The 16,220-nt window shown below is 41.0% G+C and carries 16 protein-coding genes; 4 read left to right on the top strand and 12 right to left on the bottom strand.

The genetic code is table 11. The features are described 5' to 3' along the window. Positions 1-27: 27 nt before the first annotated feature. The 3 genes from NSU13_RS14675 (at position 28) to NSU13_RS14665 (ending at position 3,475) form a co-directional block, all read left to right on the top strand. Complete coding sequence (locus NSU13_RS14675; protein ID WP_034282568.1) at positions 28-2,340, top strand: ATP-binding protein; 2,313 nt, start codon at positions 28-30, stop codon at positions 2,338-2,340. Between the two features lie 80 nt (positions 2,341-2,420). Then, positions 2,421-3,062: a response regulator transcription factor gene (locus tag NSU13_RS14670; RefSeq protein WP_034282566.1), complete on the top strand. Its 642-nt coding sequence runs from the start codon at positions 2,421-2,423 to the stop codon at positions 3,060-3,062. Positions 3,063-3,085: 23 nt separating this feature from the next. Then, complete coding sequence (locus NSU13_RS14665) at positions 3,086-3,475, top strand: hotdog fold thioesterase (protein ID WP_034282564.1); 390 nt, start codon at positions 3,086-3,088, stop codon at positions 3,473-3,475. Positions 3,476-3,567: 92 nt separating this feature from the next. Here NSU13_RS14665 and mnhG read toward each other — a convergent pair whose 3' ends face one another. Genes mnhG through NSU13_RS14630 form a run of 7 tightly spaced genes read right to left on the bottom strand, consistent with a single transcriptional unit; the run spans position 3,568 to position 9,338 of the window. Continuing rightward, positions 3,568-3,942: a monovalent cation/H(+) antiporter subunit G gene (gene mnhG, locus NSU13_RS14660; protein ID WP_024423320.1), complete on the bottom strand. Its 375-nt coding sequence runs from the start codon at positions 3,940-3,942 to the stop codon at positions 3,568-3,570. Further along, on the bottom strand, positions 3,926-4,207 hold the full coding sequence (locus NSU13_RS14655) for a Na(+)/H(+) antiporter subunit F1 (RefSeq protein ID WP_024425942.1): 282 nt from the start codon (positions 4,205-4,207) through the stop codon (positions 3,926-3,928). Before NSU13_RS14655 ends, mnhG begins: the two co-directional genes overlap by 17 nt. Continuing rightward, the gene (locus tag NSU13_RS14650; RefSeq protein WP_024425941.1) at positions 4,207-4,686 is read right to left on the bottom strand and encodes a Na+/H+ antiporter subunit E; all 480 of its coding nucleotides are present in this window, start codon (positions 4,684-4,686) and stop codon (positions 4,207-4,209) included. The genes NSU13_RS14655 and NSU13_RS14650 overlap by 1 nt, the downstream gene beginning before the upstream one ends. 6 nt (positions 4,687-4,692) lie before the next feature. Then, a complete protein-coding gene (locus NSU13_RS14645) occupies positions 4,693-6,171 on the bottom strand; it encodes a Na+/H+ antiporter subunit D (RefSeq protein WP_211043414.1) in 1,479 nt (492 codons plus the stop codon). Beyond that, positions 6,164-6,505 (bottom strand): Na(+)/H(+) antiporter subunit C, encoded by a 342-nt coding sequence (locus NSU13_RS14640; RefSeq protein WP_024423316.1) that lies wholly within the window; start codon positions 6,503-6,505, stop codon positions 6,164-6,166. Before NSU13_RS14640 ends, NSU13_RS14645 begins: the two co-directional genes overlap by 8 nt. Then, on the bottom strand, positions 6,505-6,936 hold the full coding sequence (locus tag NSU13_RS14635; RefSeq protein ID WP_024423315.1) for a Na(+)/H(+) antiporter subunit B: 432 nt from the start codon (positions 6,934-6,936) through the stop codon (positions 6,505-6,507). The genes NSU13_RS14640 and NSU13_RS14635 overlap by 1 nt, the downstream gene beginning before the upstream one ends. Continuing rightward, positions 6,933-9,338 carry a Na+/H+ antiporter subunit A gene (locus NSU13_RS14630; RefSeq protein WP_034282561.1) on the bottom strand — a complete coding sequence of 802 codons (2,406 nt, stop codon included), beginning with the start codon at positions 9,336-9,338 and terminating at the stop codon, positions 6,933-6,935. Before NSU13_RS14630 ends, NSU13_RS14635 begins: the two co-directional genes overlap by 4 nt. A gap of 218 nt (positions 9,339-9,556) precedes the next feature. Between NSU13_RS14630 and NSU13_RS14625 the strand changes: the two genes are divergently transcribed. Continuing rightward, a complete protein-coding gene (locus NSU13_RS14625; RefSeq protein WP_024423313.1) occupies positions 9,557-9,766 on the top strand; it encodes a hypothetical protein in 210 nt (69 codons plus the stop codon). Between the two features lie 74 nt (positions 9,767-9,840). On the opposite strand, the gene NSU13_RS14620 is transcribed toward NSU13_RS14625, so the two are convergent. The 5 genes from NSU13_RS14620 to NSU13_RS14600 all read right to left on the bottom strand — a co-directional run bounded on the left by NSU13_RS14620 (position 9,841) and on the right by NSU13_RS14600 (position 16,131). Next, positions 9,841-11,178, bottom strand: a complete 1,338-nt coding sequence (locus tag NSU13_RS14620; RefSeq protein ID WP_046313348.1) for a 2-hydroxycarboxylate transporter family protein — start codon at positions 11,176-11,178, stop codon at positions 9,841-9,843. Between the two features lie 176 nt (positions 11,179-11,354). Then, positions 11,355-12,314 (bottom strand): ABC transporter permease, encoded by a 960-nt coding sequence (locus NSU13_RS14615; RefSeq protein ID WP_024423311.1) that lies wholly within the window; start codon positions 12,312-12,314, stop codon positions 11,355-11,357. Then, positions 12,315-13,361 (bottom strand): ABC transporter permease, encoded by a 1,047-nt coding sequence (locus tag NSU13_RS14610; protein WP_061110016.1) that lies wholly within the window; start codon positions 13,359-13,361, stop codon positions 12,315-12,317. Then, positions 13,354-14,889 carry an ABC transporter ATP-binding protein gene (locus tag NSU13_RS14605; RefSeq protein ID WP_024425936.1) on the bottom strand — a complete coding sequence of 512 codons (1,536 nt, stop codon included), beginning with the start codon at positions 14,887-14,889 and terminating at the stop codon, positions 13,354-13,356. The genes NSU13_RS14610 and NSU13_RS14605 overlap by 8 nt, the downstream gene beginning before the upstream one ends. A 159-nt stretch (positions 14,890-15,048) precedes the next feature. Further along, on the bottom strand, positions 15,049-16,131 hold the full coding sequence (locus NSU13_RS14600; RefSeq protein WP_342489587.1) for a BMP family protein: 1,083 nt from the start codon (positions 16,129-16,131) through the stop codon (positions 15,049-15,051). Positions 16,132-16,220 lie beyond the last annotated feature (89 nt).

The following is a 16,220-nucleotide window of genomic DNA, read 5'->3' as shown; positions in this document are numbered from 1 at the left end:
AGTTCTCCAGTTAAGGATGTTTTATACATGAAGATAACTTATACGAAACTATCTGCTTTTTTGGTTTTTCTGTCTTTTTTATTTGTGATCTATGTTTCATATATTTATGTATTTGATATTTTTAATGGAGCACGTGTAGCGGAGAACAAGAACGGTCAAGCAGAAGTTGTCAAAGTTGAATATCTTTCTTTAGCCTACACATCAGGATTAGAAGAAGGAGATATTATACTTAAAATCAATGGGGAACCTGCTAACAACAAAGATCATTTGATCAATGGTGAGCTTAGGAATGTGCAAAGAATTGATATTCAAAGAGGCAACCAAATGATCACCCTAAAAAATAAGACATTGATTGGCCAAGAGAGTTTATTTGTCTATATAATTCCTCTCATCCTGTATTCAATTTGTTTATTTTGTATCTTCTTTATCATTCGAATTAACAAAGAGGCTCAACGAAAATCAGCATTTCTTTTAGTTGTATTTTTATTAACGATTTGTATCGGATATCTTAGTGCAGGTACTTCAGGTATTGGTGAGAGATTTAGCCATTATGTGATCGTATTTTGTTTATCAAGTGTATTTATCTTTTATATTCACTTCATTTATCAATATTTCAAAGAGTTTGACCTGCATATTACGACTCAAAAAACGATTCGCTTTTTATATAGTCTTCCTATAATTAATCTAGTAATAGAGTTATTTGTTCCAATTGATTCGGCGTTAGCCAGATACATGCCAAGTTTAAATCTTTTATTCTTTTTCGCTTCTATTATCATGTCATTCAAAGTGATTATCAATGGAATGCGGAAATATAAAGAGACAGAGCAGGGGTCTGTTTTAAAGTTTTTTGTCATGATAAACATCATAGCATTTTGTCCATTTATCTTTTTGTTTGCAATTCCATATGTTTTGTTTCGTATTTATGTGGTAGATCCCTTTTTCTTAACTTCTTTTGTCTTGCTCATTCCTTTTTCACTCGTGTATCAATTTATGACGAACAAGCTTTACAATATGGATTTTTTGATAAGCAGACTGAAATACTATGGGTTTCTTGCCATTACACCGACCGTTTTTGTTGTTGTCACGTTTTACATTCTGCAAAAGCCAGAAGATTTGAAGTACACACTGAAGCTCGCATTAATCACCTATACACTCATGCTGGCTGTATTCTATTTCAAAGAAATTCTAGATTTCCGCTTCCGTCTGAAGCGTTTTTCAGAAAAGTATAATTACCAAGACAGCGTGTTTAAATTTACACAGCTTATTCGTGAGGCGTCATCACTTCATCAAGTGCTGTATCATTTGAAATACACCATTTTAGAAGTGCTAGTTGTGAATAAAGCCTTTGTGCTTGAGGTGAAGGCTGATGGACAAATTATTGAAATTGATGAGTCAACAAATGATAGTAAGCTATGGAAAGAATACGTGGATCAATTTCAAGATATTTTAGGTGAAGTTGGTAAAATCATCGAGCTTGATAAAGGGTTTATGATGAAAATTGGCGAGCGGGGCGGTCACTCGTTTATGATTTGCTGCTTATCCAATATACAGACACCGAAATTGACCCGCGATGAAATCTCATGGCTGAAAACATTGGCCTTTTATACAAGTGTCAGTTTAGAAAATGTCGTCAAGATCGAAGAATTGATGGAGCACCTTGACGATTTGAAACAGCGCGAGGCCAATCCTGCATGGTTGAAGAAAATCATGTTTGCTATGGAAGAAAAGCAGCGTTCAGATTTAGCGAGAGATCTTCATGATTCCGTGCTGCAGGACTTGATATCACTAAAAAGGCAGTCGGAGATGTTTTTAACGAATTTCCAAAACAACCAATGCCCGACATCTATTGAAAATTCGCTTATCTCATGGAATGATCAAATGTCCAAAGTGATTCAAACGACGAGAGAAACGTGTCATGAGCTTCGGCCGCAGCTGCTGTATGATTTAGGTTTAGTAAAGGCGATATCGAAGCTGACTTCTCAAATCCAGGAGGAAGCACCGTTTCATATTAGGCTGAATACGACACGCTTTGATAAAGAATTGGACATTGATATTGATTCACAGCTGAATATTTACCGAATTGTTCAGGAGCTGTTATCCAACGCCCTGAAGCACTCAAAAGCCACTCAAGTGTTAGTGATGCTGATTTGTATTAAAGATCAGGTTGTTCTTCACTATGAGGATGATGGAGTCGGTTTTGATGCCAGTCATCTTGATCAGCACACAATGAGCATGGGTCTGTCGGGAATTAGAGAAAGAGTGAAAGCGTTAAATGGAAAGCTTCAAATTCACACAGCCCCGGAAAAAGGGCTCAAGGTGAAAATTGAAATGGAATTGTAACGATTTATTAAGGATTAAGACTTGGCATCAGCCAAGTCTTTTATATAAAATGGAAGTGAGTGATTTAAAGGGAGGAAGACATGAAGAAGATATTGGTCATTGATGATCATCCGGCTGTCATGGAAGGGACAAAAAGCATATTAGAATCAGACCAGCAGCTATCAGTCGATTGTTTAAGTCCTGATGCAGAAGCCGCCTTTTTAAAGACGCATGACTTTTCCATCTATGATGTGATTTTAATGGATTTAAATCTCGGGGATATCAATGGAATGGACATTGCGAAACAAATTTTAGAAACCAATCATCAAGTGAAAATTATCATTTATACAGGGTATGAAGTAGATGATTATTTTGAAGAGGCTATTCGGGCTGGATTACACGGTGCAATTAGCAAAACAGAGACGAAAGACAAAATTATTGAATACATACACCGCACATTGCAAGGGGAAGTTGTCATTCAGCTGTCCTATTTAAAGAAATTAATTTCACAGCAGCAAGAAAAGCCAGAACAGGCGCAGCAGACTGATCACGAGCTCTTAACCGAACGGGAGTGTTTGATTCTTAGAGAAGTGGAAAAAGGATACACGAACCAGGAGATTGCCGATGTGCTTCATTTGAGCAAACGGTCAATTGAGTACAGTTTGACATCCATCTTTAATAAACTGAATGTTGGATCTCGTACAGAAGCGGTGTTAATTGCCAAGTCTGAAAGTGTGCTGTAAACGTGTGAAGGGAGAGGGCCTTAATGGATGTGAGCGGATCAAATACACTGCTTGAGGCACTAGGCATTGAGATTGTAGAGTGCAATAAATCACGATGCGTTGCAACAATGCCAGTCGATCACAGAACAAAACAGCCATTTGGACTGCTGCACGGAGGAGCATCTGCTGCTCTAGCAGAAACAGTGGCGAGCATGGGGGCTGCTGCTCATTTGGACTTAACGCAGCAAGTTTGCTCAGGTATTGAAATCAATGCCAATCATTTAAAATCTGTACGCGGTGGAGTGGTGACAGCGACAGCTGTTCCAGTACATGTAGGACGGCGTACAATGGTATTTCAAATCGATATAAAAGATGATCGAGACCGGCACATCTGTACGTCAAGATGCACACTTGCTGTCATTGATCGCATATAAAAAAGCTCCCGGTGCAGCGGAAGCTTTTTTTGTATGCTGTTGCGCGATAAAAAAAGAATGGCCCAACATGGCAGGCCATTCTTTTTTGCTTTTTATAAATAAGAATCTTCTTTTCGCTTAATCACAAAGTTACGGAAACCGCCATAATCATCTTGGACACTGCGCTTGTCGAGCTTAACACCAGTATTGTACGCGGCTCTTCCGATCAAGTGCGCGCCGACTGGTGCTGTCAGGAAGATGAATACGATCCCGAGAAGGATTTTTGCAGAAATAACGCCTGCAAGAAACCATTCGTGAAAAAACACACCTACTAAAATCAGAACAACGCCAAGGGTCGATGCTTTTGATGCAGCATGCATACGTGTGTAAACATCCGGCAGGCGAAGGACACCAATGGCTGAAATCAAACAGAGGATAGCGCCTAGCAGGATAAAGAAAATCACGATGGCTTTAGCGATGACGATCATTTTCAATCACTTCCCCTTTCTCAAGGAATTTGGAAAAAGCGACAGTACCGATAAAGGCAAGGATGCCGAGCAGTAAAATAATCTCAAAGAAAGCAGTGGTTTTCAGTAAAATTGAAACGATGGCTGTCATCCCAATTAAATTGATTCCTATCGCATCAAGTGCACTCACGCGATCAGGAATAGAGGGACCTTTGATCACTCGTATCACAAAAAGCAAAGTAGACAGCGCAAGAATGCCAAGTGACATTTGCAAAATGAGTTCCATTACTTACCGCTCACCTCCTGAATCGCTTTTTCAAATGAAACCCGGATATCGTGAATGGCTTTTTCAGCATCTTCAATATCCATTGCATGAATGTATAAAATGGACCGATCATCGGAAATATCAATCACTAGTGTACCTGGTGTCAATGTAATCATATTTGCCAGTATGGTGATTTCCCAATCTGTTTTCAAGTCCGTACGAAAGGCGAAAATACCGGGCTTAATCGTGAGCTTTGGAGATAATACGGTCTTTAATACACTTAAATTGGCAAGAAGCAGCTCGCGAATAAAAATGATGATCAGCTTGAAAATCGCATAAAGGGCATAGCCGTAAAAACGCTGCGGGAAAAATCGACGCAGCATAAAAATGGCGATCATCCCTAATGCAAAACCTGATACAAAGTCTGCGGCTCTGTATGTATCATTCATAAACATCCATGTAAAGGCGAGGAGTGCGTTTAGTAATATTTGAAAGGCCATGTTCATCTACTCCTTCAGCACAGCTTGAATATATTTTTCTGGTGTAGAGAGCATTTCCGCTGCTTGATTGATATAAGGGGCAATGAACTCTGTCCCTAACCCAATGGCAAGCGATAAGACGACAAGCAGTACGCCAGGGTACACCATTCCTTTAATTGACGGCTTTCTTCTTCGCATATCCTGTTCCTCGCCCCAAAATGCGGACATGAAAATCTTCATAATAGAGTAGAGGACAAGAAGACTGGACAGTAAGACCAGGATAGAAAACGTCATGTGTCCAGCAGAAAATCCACCTTCCACAATTTTTAGTTTTCCAACAAAGCCGCTCAGCGGCGGAATTCCTGCAAGCGATAAAGCCGATATGAAGAACATCCATCCTAATAGAGGCTGGGATTGAATCAGTCCGCCCATTTTTTTCAGTTGATTTGTACCAGCATACACAAAGAGGGCACCTGCCAGCATAAATAAAGCCCCTTTGATCACCATGTCGTGAATGAGATAATAAATGGCACCTTGGAGTGATGCAGGTGTGTTGGCTGCAAATCCAAACAAAATGACCCCAACAGCTGTGACAATGTTATAAATCACGATCTTCTGTACATCAGAATAGGCGATCGAGCCTATCACACCGAATATCACCGTCAGTGCGGCAAGCCACGCCATGAGTGTATGGGTGAAGCCTGTATCGTGTATAAAAATTAATGTAAAGACTCTGGCTATCGCATATAAGCCAACCTTTGTCAGCAAAGCCCCAAATAGAGCTGATATCGCTGCTGGCGGCGCGTGATACGATCCTGGCAGCCAGAAATAAAGCGGGAAGATCCCAGCTTTTAAGCCGAATACAATGAGGAACAGGATGGAAATAACAGTGATTAGCCCTGTTTGCCCTGATTCAGCTATTTTCACACTTAAATCAGCCATATTGAGCGTACCCGTCACTGCATATAAACAGGCGACTCCGACAATAAATAATGCCGACGAGATGATATTAAACACAATATATTTGAGTGATTCACGAAGCTGAGGCTTTGATCCGCCTAATACAATGAGCATATAAGACGCCATCAGCAGTAATTCAAAGAATACAAACAGGTTGAAAATATCTCCTGTTAAAAAGGCTCCGCTCACGCCAGCTAACAAAAACTGCACGCCAGAATAATAGAAGAGACGCTCTCTTTCTTTCCCAATCGTTTGAAAGGAGAAGAAGACTGTCACAAGCCCGACAACGGAAGCGGTCAGTACAAGGAGTGCAGCAAATTGATCGGCCACAAGGGCAATCCCAAATGGCGCTTTCCAGCCGCCCAAATAAAGGGTTTGTATCCCATTTGTGAAAATCGTTTGAACCAAATATGCATTACATATAATGGCTGAAAGAGATGCCAAGACACTAAAGACTCTTGACAGCATGATGTTTTTATTCATAAAGATCAACAGTGTAGCAGCTAGTAATGGAATTAAAATAGGCAGGATCACGAGATTATTCATGCTGATCATTTCCTCTCATTTGATCCATGTCATCTGTTCGCAGCTCTTGGAAGGCACGGAAGGCCATGACAAGTAATAAGGATGTCACACCAAAAGCAATGACAATGGCTGTTAAAATTAATGCTTGTGGTAATGGATCTACATAGGATGTGAGCCCCTCTTTTAGAACTGGAGGCGCTCCTTTTTTTAAACCGCCCATTGTTAAAAGAAGCAAGTGGACGCCGTGACTCAAAACAGCAGTACCGACGATGACCCGCAGAAGGCTCTTTGACAGCATCAAATAGGTCGCCGCCATAAAAATAATTCCGACGATAATAGACATTAGAAATTCCATTATTCCTTCTCTCCAATCATTTGAATAATGGTCATGGTGACACCGACAACAACCAGATACACACCGATATCAAACAGGACGGCTGTCGCTAGTTCTGTTTTTCCTAAAAACGGTAATTGAAAATAATCAAATGCATGGGATAGAAAAGGTGCACCGAATAGAAAGGATCCCATACCTGTCAGGATCGCAACGAGCAAACCGGCTCCAGTTACATAAATAAAGTCAAATGGCAAAATGCGTCTTACTGTTTTCAGATCATAGGCTAAAAGCAGAAGAACGACAGCCGCAGCACTCATCAGGCCGCCAATGAATCCGCCGCCAGGATTGTTATGTCCTGCAAGAAATAGGTGAAGGGAGAAAAGCAAGATGATGAATGCTGTGATTTTTGTTGTGACTTGCAAAAGCATATCATTCGTATCAATCTTTCTCATCGCCGCACACCTCTCTTCCGTTTTACTTGTGTTTTTAATAACCCATAAATACCAAGTGCCGCAATGGCGAGCACGGTAATTTCAAAAAGGGTATCAAAGCCCCTGAAATCTACAAGAATGACATTGACAATATTGTCACCGCCAGCAAGTTTGTAGCTGTTTTCAATAAAGTAAGTTGAGATGGTGTCAAGTGACTGCTGACTTGTGGAAGCGAAGGCTAGACAAGTGACAACAACCCCAACACCTAAAGAAATGATGAAATTGGTCATTTTGAATCTTCTCGTTTTTTGCTTTAAGCTCAGCTTCGGCAAATGATAGAAGCAAAGCAAAAACAGTGCGACTGAAATCGTTTCAATAATCAACTGCGTCAGCGCAAGGTCAGGTGCTCTGAAAATCACGAAGAATAGTGACAGCGTGTAGCCCATGACACCTAGAGCAATAATAGCTGTTAATCGTGAGCTTGCGAATACTGTGGCAATCGTCGCCGCCACCATCACAAGTGAAAGAATCACCTCATACGTGCCAATTGAGGCAGCCTGATCTGTTTGAAATGAAAAGGCCTGCTGATAAAACATCACGCCGCCAATGACGATAATCATGAACCCAAACACATAGACAAGATAGTCACGAAGAAAACCAGTCATATAACTGTTTGTCAGGCGGTATGAACCTTTTTCCAAACCGATAAGAGAGCGGTCGTATAAAGCGTTAAATGACCATTTTTCCTTAAAGATGTTGTATATAGGACGCCATTTTGAAAGCGTCAAGTAGCCGATTGTGCCGAGTACAACAACACCTATTGTCATATAGAGTTCTGGCTGGAAGCCATGCCATGCTTCAATTTTTACAGAAAACCGGCTTCCTGTTTCAATCGCTTCAGGAATGATCGCCGCAATTGCGGGTTCAATGACAGAATAGGCAAGAATATTAGGGAAAAAGAAGAAGGTGACCACAAGTGCAGCTAGAATGATGGGCGGAATGAGCATGCCGATCGGTGCTTCATGCGGTTTTTTCTCCAATTGGTCTATATTCAGACGGCCTCTAAAAGTTTTAAAGAGGAGCATCATACTATAAATGAACGTAAAGACACTAGCGAGCCAAGCGAGTGCTGGGAAGATGGCACCCCATGTTGAAACGTCCGTAAAGCTGATATCGGAAATCCGTATCATACTTGTGAAAAATAGCTCTTTACTTAAGAAACCGTTAAATGGCGGTAATCCGGCCATTGAAAATGTACCGATTAACGTAATGGTGAAGGTAATCGGCATGATCGTCATTAATCCGCCTAATTTCCGAATGTCACGAGTTCCTGTTTCATGATCGATAATACCAGCTGCCATAAAGAGACTGCCTTTAAACGTAGCATGGTTAATGAGGTGAAAAATAGCTGCAAGAACGGCTGCGCCAAAAAAGGCAGGATTGTTTTCATGAATCGCAGCTGCGCCGACGCCAAGCATGAGCATAATCATGCCGAGCTGACTCACTGTCGAATAGGCCAGAATGGCTTTCAAATCGTTTTGCCGGACGGCGTGGAATGATCCCCAGAATAATGTGACAAGTCCCACGATGGAAATGGTCCAGAACCATACCTCTGATATAGCAAAGATTGGACTGAAGCGGGCAACAAGATAAATACCGGCTTTCACCATCGTAGCAGAATGCAGATAACTGCTCACAGGGGTCGGTGCTTCCATTGCATCAGGCAGCCAGATATAGAATGGGAACTGCGCTGATTTCGTAAAGGCACCTAGTAAGATTAGGATCATGGCAGGGATAAAGTAAGGTGATGCCATAATGAGCTGAAGCTGATTCACTGCTTCACGAATACTGAATGAATCAGTAATCAGGTAAATGAGGATGAAGCCGCCAAGCATAGCTAATCCGCCAAAAACAGTAATAAGCAGTGATTTTGTTGCTCCATACCTAGAGCGGTCCCGCTTATACCAATACCCAATTAAGAGGAAGGAAGAGATACTCGTTAACTCCCAAAACAAGTATAGAACGACCATGTTGTCAGAAAGAACGACACCCAGCATCGCGGTCATAAACATGAGCAAATACGTGTAGAAAGAGCCAAGCTGTTCTTTTTCCTTTGATAAGTAGAAAATACTGTACAGCACCACTAGTGAGCCGATACCTGTAATTAATAAAGCAAATAACAGGCTGAGACCATCGACATACACAGTGAAATTCATCCCTAAAGATGGAATCCATTCAGCCTGTGAGAAAAGCGTTCGTCCATTCGAAGTGATGTGTAACATTTGGATGAAATAGGTAAATAAAAGAATCGGCAAGATGAGAACAAACCATCCTGTATGTATACGTCTCACATATTTGTAAAGGAAAGGTACAACAAAAGCGAGTAAAAAAGGTGATAGGATGGCGAAGTGAATAAGCTGCAAGAAAATGAACCTCCTTTGATCAATATAAATTCACGTTCTAAAGAACTGGTAATTAAAATTATAGCGTAAATACAGCCATAGTGCATTGGTTTGAAACGATTTCAAGCAAACTGTATTTGTTTTAGGTTCTTTTGACCACAAAATAATTTTATCAAAAATGATACTCATTGTATATTGTTTTGTTTTTCGTACATGCTTTTCTTAAAGGAGCTGATCAAATGAAACGAAAGATCGCCATCAGCTTAAGCCTATTCTGCACGATTTTAGGAGGAGCATTCTTGATCGACCGAAATGATCAAAAAAGGTGGCAGGCCGGGAGTGAATGGCCGCTGTTTTCTGAGCATCTTCTTCACATGAGCTATCAAGAAACCAAGCTGTATCCTTTTCAGCCCAGGGAATATTTACGAATTGTATTAGCTGATGAATAAGATCCTATAGGATAAAAGAAATATAAAAAAAGCATGGGTCCATGTGAGAGCCCATGCTTTTTATGTGTGAATGTTTAACTAAACATTCTGAGTAAGATCGTTGCACAGATGACTGTTGCTGCTCCGCCAAGTCGTGTAGATACTTGTGCGAAAGGCATAAGACCCATTCTTCCAGAAGCTGAAAGAATGGCAACGTCACCAGTACCGCCAAGTCCGCTGTGACAGCCAGTGACAATAGCTGATTCTACTGGATACATGTTCATTAGTTTTCCAACGAAGTAACCAGAACCAACCATTGCGAGTACAACAGCGATACATACGCATACGAATGGAATGGAGATGACAGTTGCTACATCATCAAGTGGAATGTACAGAATACCAAGACCAACCATTAGCGGCCATGTAAAGCTTCTTGATACAAACTTGTAGAACTGCTGTGAGCCATTTTGAAGATGCTGAGGCATCACGTTTAAGTATTTGATTAAAGCGGCAAGAACAATCATCAAGATTGGACCTGGAATATGAACAAAGCTTTCTAACAAACCACCAAAGATGAAGGTTGTACAAGCAACGAGTACACCAGCACCCATTAACCCGAAATCAACTTTTGCATCCAGATCTGGCTGTTCAAATATTTCGTTTGCTTCTTTTGATTTCACAAGACGGCCATTTCCGTTTAGTTCAGGACGTTTCTCACCAAGCTTCTTCATTGCGCCAGCACAGATAATGGCAATGACGTTCCCAATGACAGCTGCAGGAATTAATTGAGAAATTAATGACTCTGCTGACACATCAAGAATTTGTGAATAAGCGATAGATAATGGCAAAATCCCTTCACCAACACCACCGGCAATAATCGGTACAATAATAAAGAAGAATGAATGATGCGGTGTGTAACCAACTAAAAGGCCAACAAGGATACCAGCACTCACAGCTGCAATTGTACCTGCAACTAGAGGAACAAACATACGAATAAGGCCTTGTACTAAAACAGTTCGCTGCATCCCAAGAATACTACCTACTACAAGAGCAGAAATATAGAAGTAAAGGAAGTTCGACGTTTTCATAAGAGACGTAACCGCTTCCAATGAGTTCGGATTCAGAACATTAAAAAAGACCAGGAACGATGGTACGAATAAAGAAAGAATCGCCGGTCCACCAATATCTTTTAAGATTGGAATACGTTGTCCTACATCTCCAAGGAAAATCCCCAAAATCATAATAACAGCGAAACCACCAAGCATATTTGCTGGAATTTTATTAAAATAAGCGGCAGTTAAAATAATCGCTGCAAGTACTAAATACACAGGTAGATCAATAACACCAATTTTCCAAGACATGATCTTACGGAAAACGCTTTTATTATTGTCAGAATCGTCTGTAATCGATTTCAATTGTTGTGCATTAGCCACATAAACACCCCCAAATGCTATTTGTCTCAATTGTAGAAGATTCAATGACACTCTTCTATTTATTAAACTAAAATAAGTGTAATAAAAGTAAAATAAACAGGGGTTTTTGAGTTTTTTATCATACAAAAATCCCCTGAAGGTAGTTTGTCCTTCAGGGGATTGATCATACATCGTATTTATCGTTTTCCTTTTAGATAAGGCGTACCAAGTGCTTTCGGTGCATCGGCACGTCCGATGAAGCCAGTAAGTGCTAAAATGGTGAGCACATATGGTGCTATGAGCATATACACATTCGGTATATCTTGGAACAGCGGCAGGAGAGAGCCAATGATGCTTAAACTTTGAGCAAATCCAAAGAATAAAGCGGCGCCCATTGCGCCAAATGGATGCCATTTACCGAATACAAGCGCAGCTAGTGCGATGAAGCCTTGTCCAGTAATGGTGGCATGTGAGAAATCAAGCGCGATCGTTGAGGCATAAACAGCTCCGCCAAGACCGCCAAACAGTCCACTAATGAAAACAGCGATATAACGCATCCGATACACTTTGATACCCATTGTATCAGCTGCCATTGGGTGCTCTCCGACTGCACGAAGACGAAGACCAAACGGCATTTTAAATAAAACAAACCAAGCAACAACCGCAAGAGCTAAGGCGAGTATAGACGTATAATAAACATCTTTAAAGAAAATATCACCAATGATCGGAATGTCACTTAAAAGGGGGATATCTCCTTTATAGAAAGGCTCTGTAATTTTATCAGTTTGTGCTTTCCCATAAATCAGTTTGACGACAAACAATGTTGCGCCAAGTGCCAGCATGTTAATCGCCACACCACTGACCGTTTGATCAGCTCGGAAGGTAATGGTCGCCACTGCATGAATCAGTGAGAACAAACCGCCAACGGCCATTCCGACGAGAAGCCCAAGCCACGGGGTCAAGGCTCCAAACGTATCAGCAAAAAATAAGTTAAAGATAATACTGGAAAATGCTCCGACGACCATCAACCCTTCAAGACCGATATTGACAACACCTGATCTTTCTGAAAAGACGCCTCCAAGAGCGGTTAAAATAAGTGGTGCAGCATAAACAAGTGTAGCTGGGACGATGATTTCAAGTATTTGCAGAAATCCCACTTATTTTCCCCCCTTTTTCTTCATTTGTTGAATCACAAGACGGATAATATAGCTTGAGGCGACGAAAAGAATGATGATCGCAATGACAATATCAACAACCTCAGTCGGTACGCCTGATTCAAGCGGCATATTTAATGCACCGACCTTCAATCCACCAAGCAATAATGCAGCAAGGACAACACCAACAGCCGTATTTCCACCTAATAAAGCGACGGCAATTCCATCAAAACCTACGCCTGTGAAGGCATCTTTTATTGAAGCATATTCGAAGGTTCCTAATCCCTCCATTGCCCCTGCTAAACCTGCAAAAGCACCAGAAATTAGCATTGAATATATAATATTTTTTCTCACATTCATTCCTGCATAATGGGAGGCGTGTTGATTCATACCAACAGCTCGCAATTCAAAACCTTTAGAAGTTTTTTGAATAATGATCCACATAATAACGGCAGATATAATGGCTACAATAATGCCGTTATGCATGCTTGAAAAATCCGTTATTTTTTCAAAGAAGTCAGAGTGCAAAGAGGCTGTGGATTTGATATTATCTGTTTTATCTTTATGATCTGTAAGAACATTTGTAATAATAAAATTTGTCACATGAAGGGCAATATAGTTCATCATAATGGTGACAATTACTTCATGAACATAAAAACGAGCTTTTAAAAAACCAGGAATAAAGCCCCATAATGCACCAGCAGCAGCTGCGGTGATGAGTGCAAGCGGCAGATGAATATATAGAGGTGCATGGACAGTTGTTCCAATCCATACAGCAGCTACCCAGCCAACAAGCATTTGACCTTCTACACCGATATTAAACAGGCCTGTCCGAAATGCAAAGGCAACAGCAAGACCTGATAATATATAAGGTGTCACTTGCCTGATGGTTTCTCCCATATAATAAGTTTCACCGAAAACGCCATTCCAAAGGGCGCTATAGCCTTCGATGACACTATAACCGCTTGCCAGCATAATAATGGCCCCAACCAAAAGACCAAGTACAATGGCTATAAGCGGAATCAGCAGATTTGTTAAGCGATTAGACATTTGCTTCTTTCCCCACTTCCTGTTGCGTACTTCCAGCCATTAATAGACCAAGCTCTTGCTCTGTTGTTTCTTTTGGATCAACAATGGCCACAATGCTGCCTTCGAAAATAACAGCGATTTTATCACTGACATTGATAATTTCATCAAGCTCAAAGGAGATGAGCAAAACGGCTTTGCCTGCGTCTCTTTGCTCGATTAGACGTTTATGAACAAATTCAATCGCACCAACATCAAGTCCACGTGTCGGCTGAGCGGCAATTAATAAATCAGGATTGCGGTCAACTTCACGGCCGATAATGGCTTTTTGCTGGTTACCGCCTGACAGAGCGCGCGCTTCTGTATATTCACTCGGTGTTCTGACGTCATATTCCGCAATGATTCGTTTTGCTTTTTGATAAATATTTTTCATATTCAATAAGCCGAATTTTGAATACGGACGCTGATAATACGTTTGTAAGGAAATGTTTTCTCCAATTGAAAAATCGAGTACAAGTCCATGTTTATGACGATCCTGAGGAATATGTCCAATCCCGGATTCGGTCACTTTACGAGGCGGGAGATTTTGAATGGCTTTCCCGTTTAGCATGATCGTGCCAGATTCTGATTTCTTTAGACCGGTAATGGCTTCAATTAATTCAGACTGGCCATTGCCATCTACCCCAGCAATTCCGACAATTTCGCCAGCCTTCACTGAGAGGTTCAACTGTTTGACCGCTTCAATTCCTCTGGCGTCTTTTACTGTGAGGTCTTGAATTTGAAGTACCTCCTCAGCAGGAGAAGCCGCTTTTTTATCTGTTTTAAATGACACTTCACGGCCAACCATGAGGCTTGCAAGTTCGTCTTTATTTGTACTTGCCACATCAAGTGTACGAATGCCTTGGCCTTTTCGGATAATGGTCACGCGATGACAGGCATCCATAATTTCTTTCAGCTTATGGGTGATTAAAATAATGGATTTGCCTTCATTGATTAAGTTTTTCATAATTTGTATGAGTTCTTTGATTTCTTGAGGTGTTAAAACGGCCGTTGGTTCGTCGAAGATCAAAATGTCAGCGCCGCGGTAAAGTGTTTTTAAGATTTCTGCACGCTGCTGCATGCCGACAGAGATGTCAGATACTTTTGCGGCAGGATCTATTTTCAAACCATAGCGGTCAGAAAGCTCTTGTACTTGCTGTATGGCTTGTTCTTTGTCAATCTTTCCAAACTTCTTGGGCTCTTTACCTAAAATGATGTTTTCAGCGACAGTGAAGGTATCGACAAGCATAAAGTGCTGATGCACCATTCCGATGCCTAAATCACTAGCATCATTTGGACTAGAGATGGTCACAGGTTTTCCGTGTACCTTGATTTCACCTTTTTCAGGCTGGTACAGTCCGAAAAGCACGTTCATGAGCGTTGATTTTCCAGCGCCGTTTTCACCAAGCAGCGCATGAATTTCGCCCTTTTTTAGCTGCAGCGTAATGTTGTCGTTTGCTACAATGCCAGGGAATTCTTTGCGTATATTCAACATTTCAATGACATAATCCACAGGTTTAACCGCTCCTTTTTTAGGGTGCTGATGAAGATAAAAACTAGCAAAAGAAAAGCTGCAAAACGAGGCTGCAGCTTTTCTTTTACCACCTTTTACGAATAAAGAGGAGGTAAAGGAGAGGCAAGGGGATAAGGCGCGCTTATCCCGCTGCTCAAATTAAGCTTTAAAATCTTTTAGTTCATCACGTGTTGCAGGGATTTTCACTTCACCCTTGATGATTTTTTGTTTCCATTCTTCAACTTTCTTTAATACATCTTTATTAAGGTTGTCCTGAGATGGAGAGATGTCAACGCCGCCTTCTTTCAGACCGTATGTGATCACTTCACCGCCAGGGAATTTACCTTCTTTTGCTTTCGTTGTTAAGTCTTGTACTGCTGTGTCAACTTTCTTAATCATAGAGGTAAGGGTGACACTTTGTTTTGTTCCAGATACTTTTCCTTCGTCATACTGATCTTTATCAACACCGATGACCCAGACATTTCGATTTGGATCTGCCTTTTTTAAATTAGTTGCTTCTGTGAAGACGCCATTTCCAGTGCCCCCAGCAGCATGATAGATGATGTCGACGCCGGATTTGTACATACTTTCAGCTGTTGCTTTTCCGATGTCAGCCTTATCGAATGCTCCAGCATATTTGACTTCAACTTTTGCTTTCGGATTAGTTGCTTCAACGCCTGCGCGGAAACCAACTTCGAATTTTCTGACTAATTCAGAATCAACTCCGCCAACAAAACCAATTTTGTTCGATTTTGTTGTAAGAGCAGCCGCAACACCCACAAGGAATGATCCTTCGTTTTCGTTAAACATAATGCTTGCTACATTGTCTTTTTTCACGACTGCATCAACGATAGCAAAGTGGTTTTTGTTACGTTGATCGGCTATTTTTGAAATGGCGCTCTCCATTTTATAACCGATACCATAAATGAGGTTAAATTTTTGCCTAACAAGTGTATTTAAATTTGTTGGATAATCCGCATCGGTTTTGGACAGTAGATAATCAAAGCCGTTTTTACCTTTTTTTAGATTGTTGTCTTTCCCAAATGCTTGTAAACCTTCCCAAGCTGATTGGTTAAACGATTTGTCATCGACACCACCGACATCAGTTACCATTGCAACAGTGAATTGATCTTTATCTTTTTTGCTTTCACCGCTGTTTGAGCCAGAGTTGCCGCATGCTCCAAGGATGGTTCCTGCTGCTACGACTAAGGACAATGCTAGTCCAATTTTGCGCTTCTTCAAAACATAACCCCCTATAAAATTTAAAAGTTTCAGAAAAGTCTCGCGAAAAAAGACCGTTCTATCTCTTCTCACCCTTCTGAAGAGGGTAT

Origin of the sequence: Bacillus sp. FSL M8-0049 (assembly GCF_038593355.1) — a bacterium.
Classification (GTDB): Bacteria; Bacillota; Bacilli; order Bacillales; family Bacillaceae; genus Bacillus; species Bacillus safensis.
This window is presented reverse-complemented; position numbering and strand designations above follow the sequence as displayed.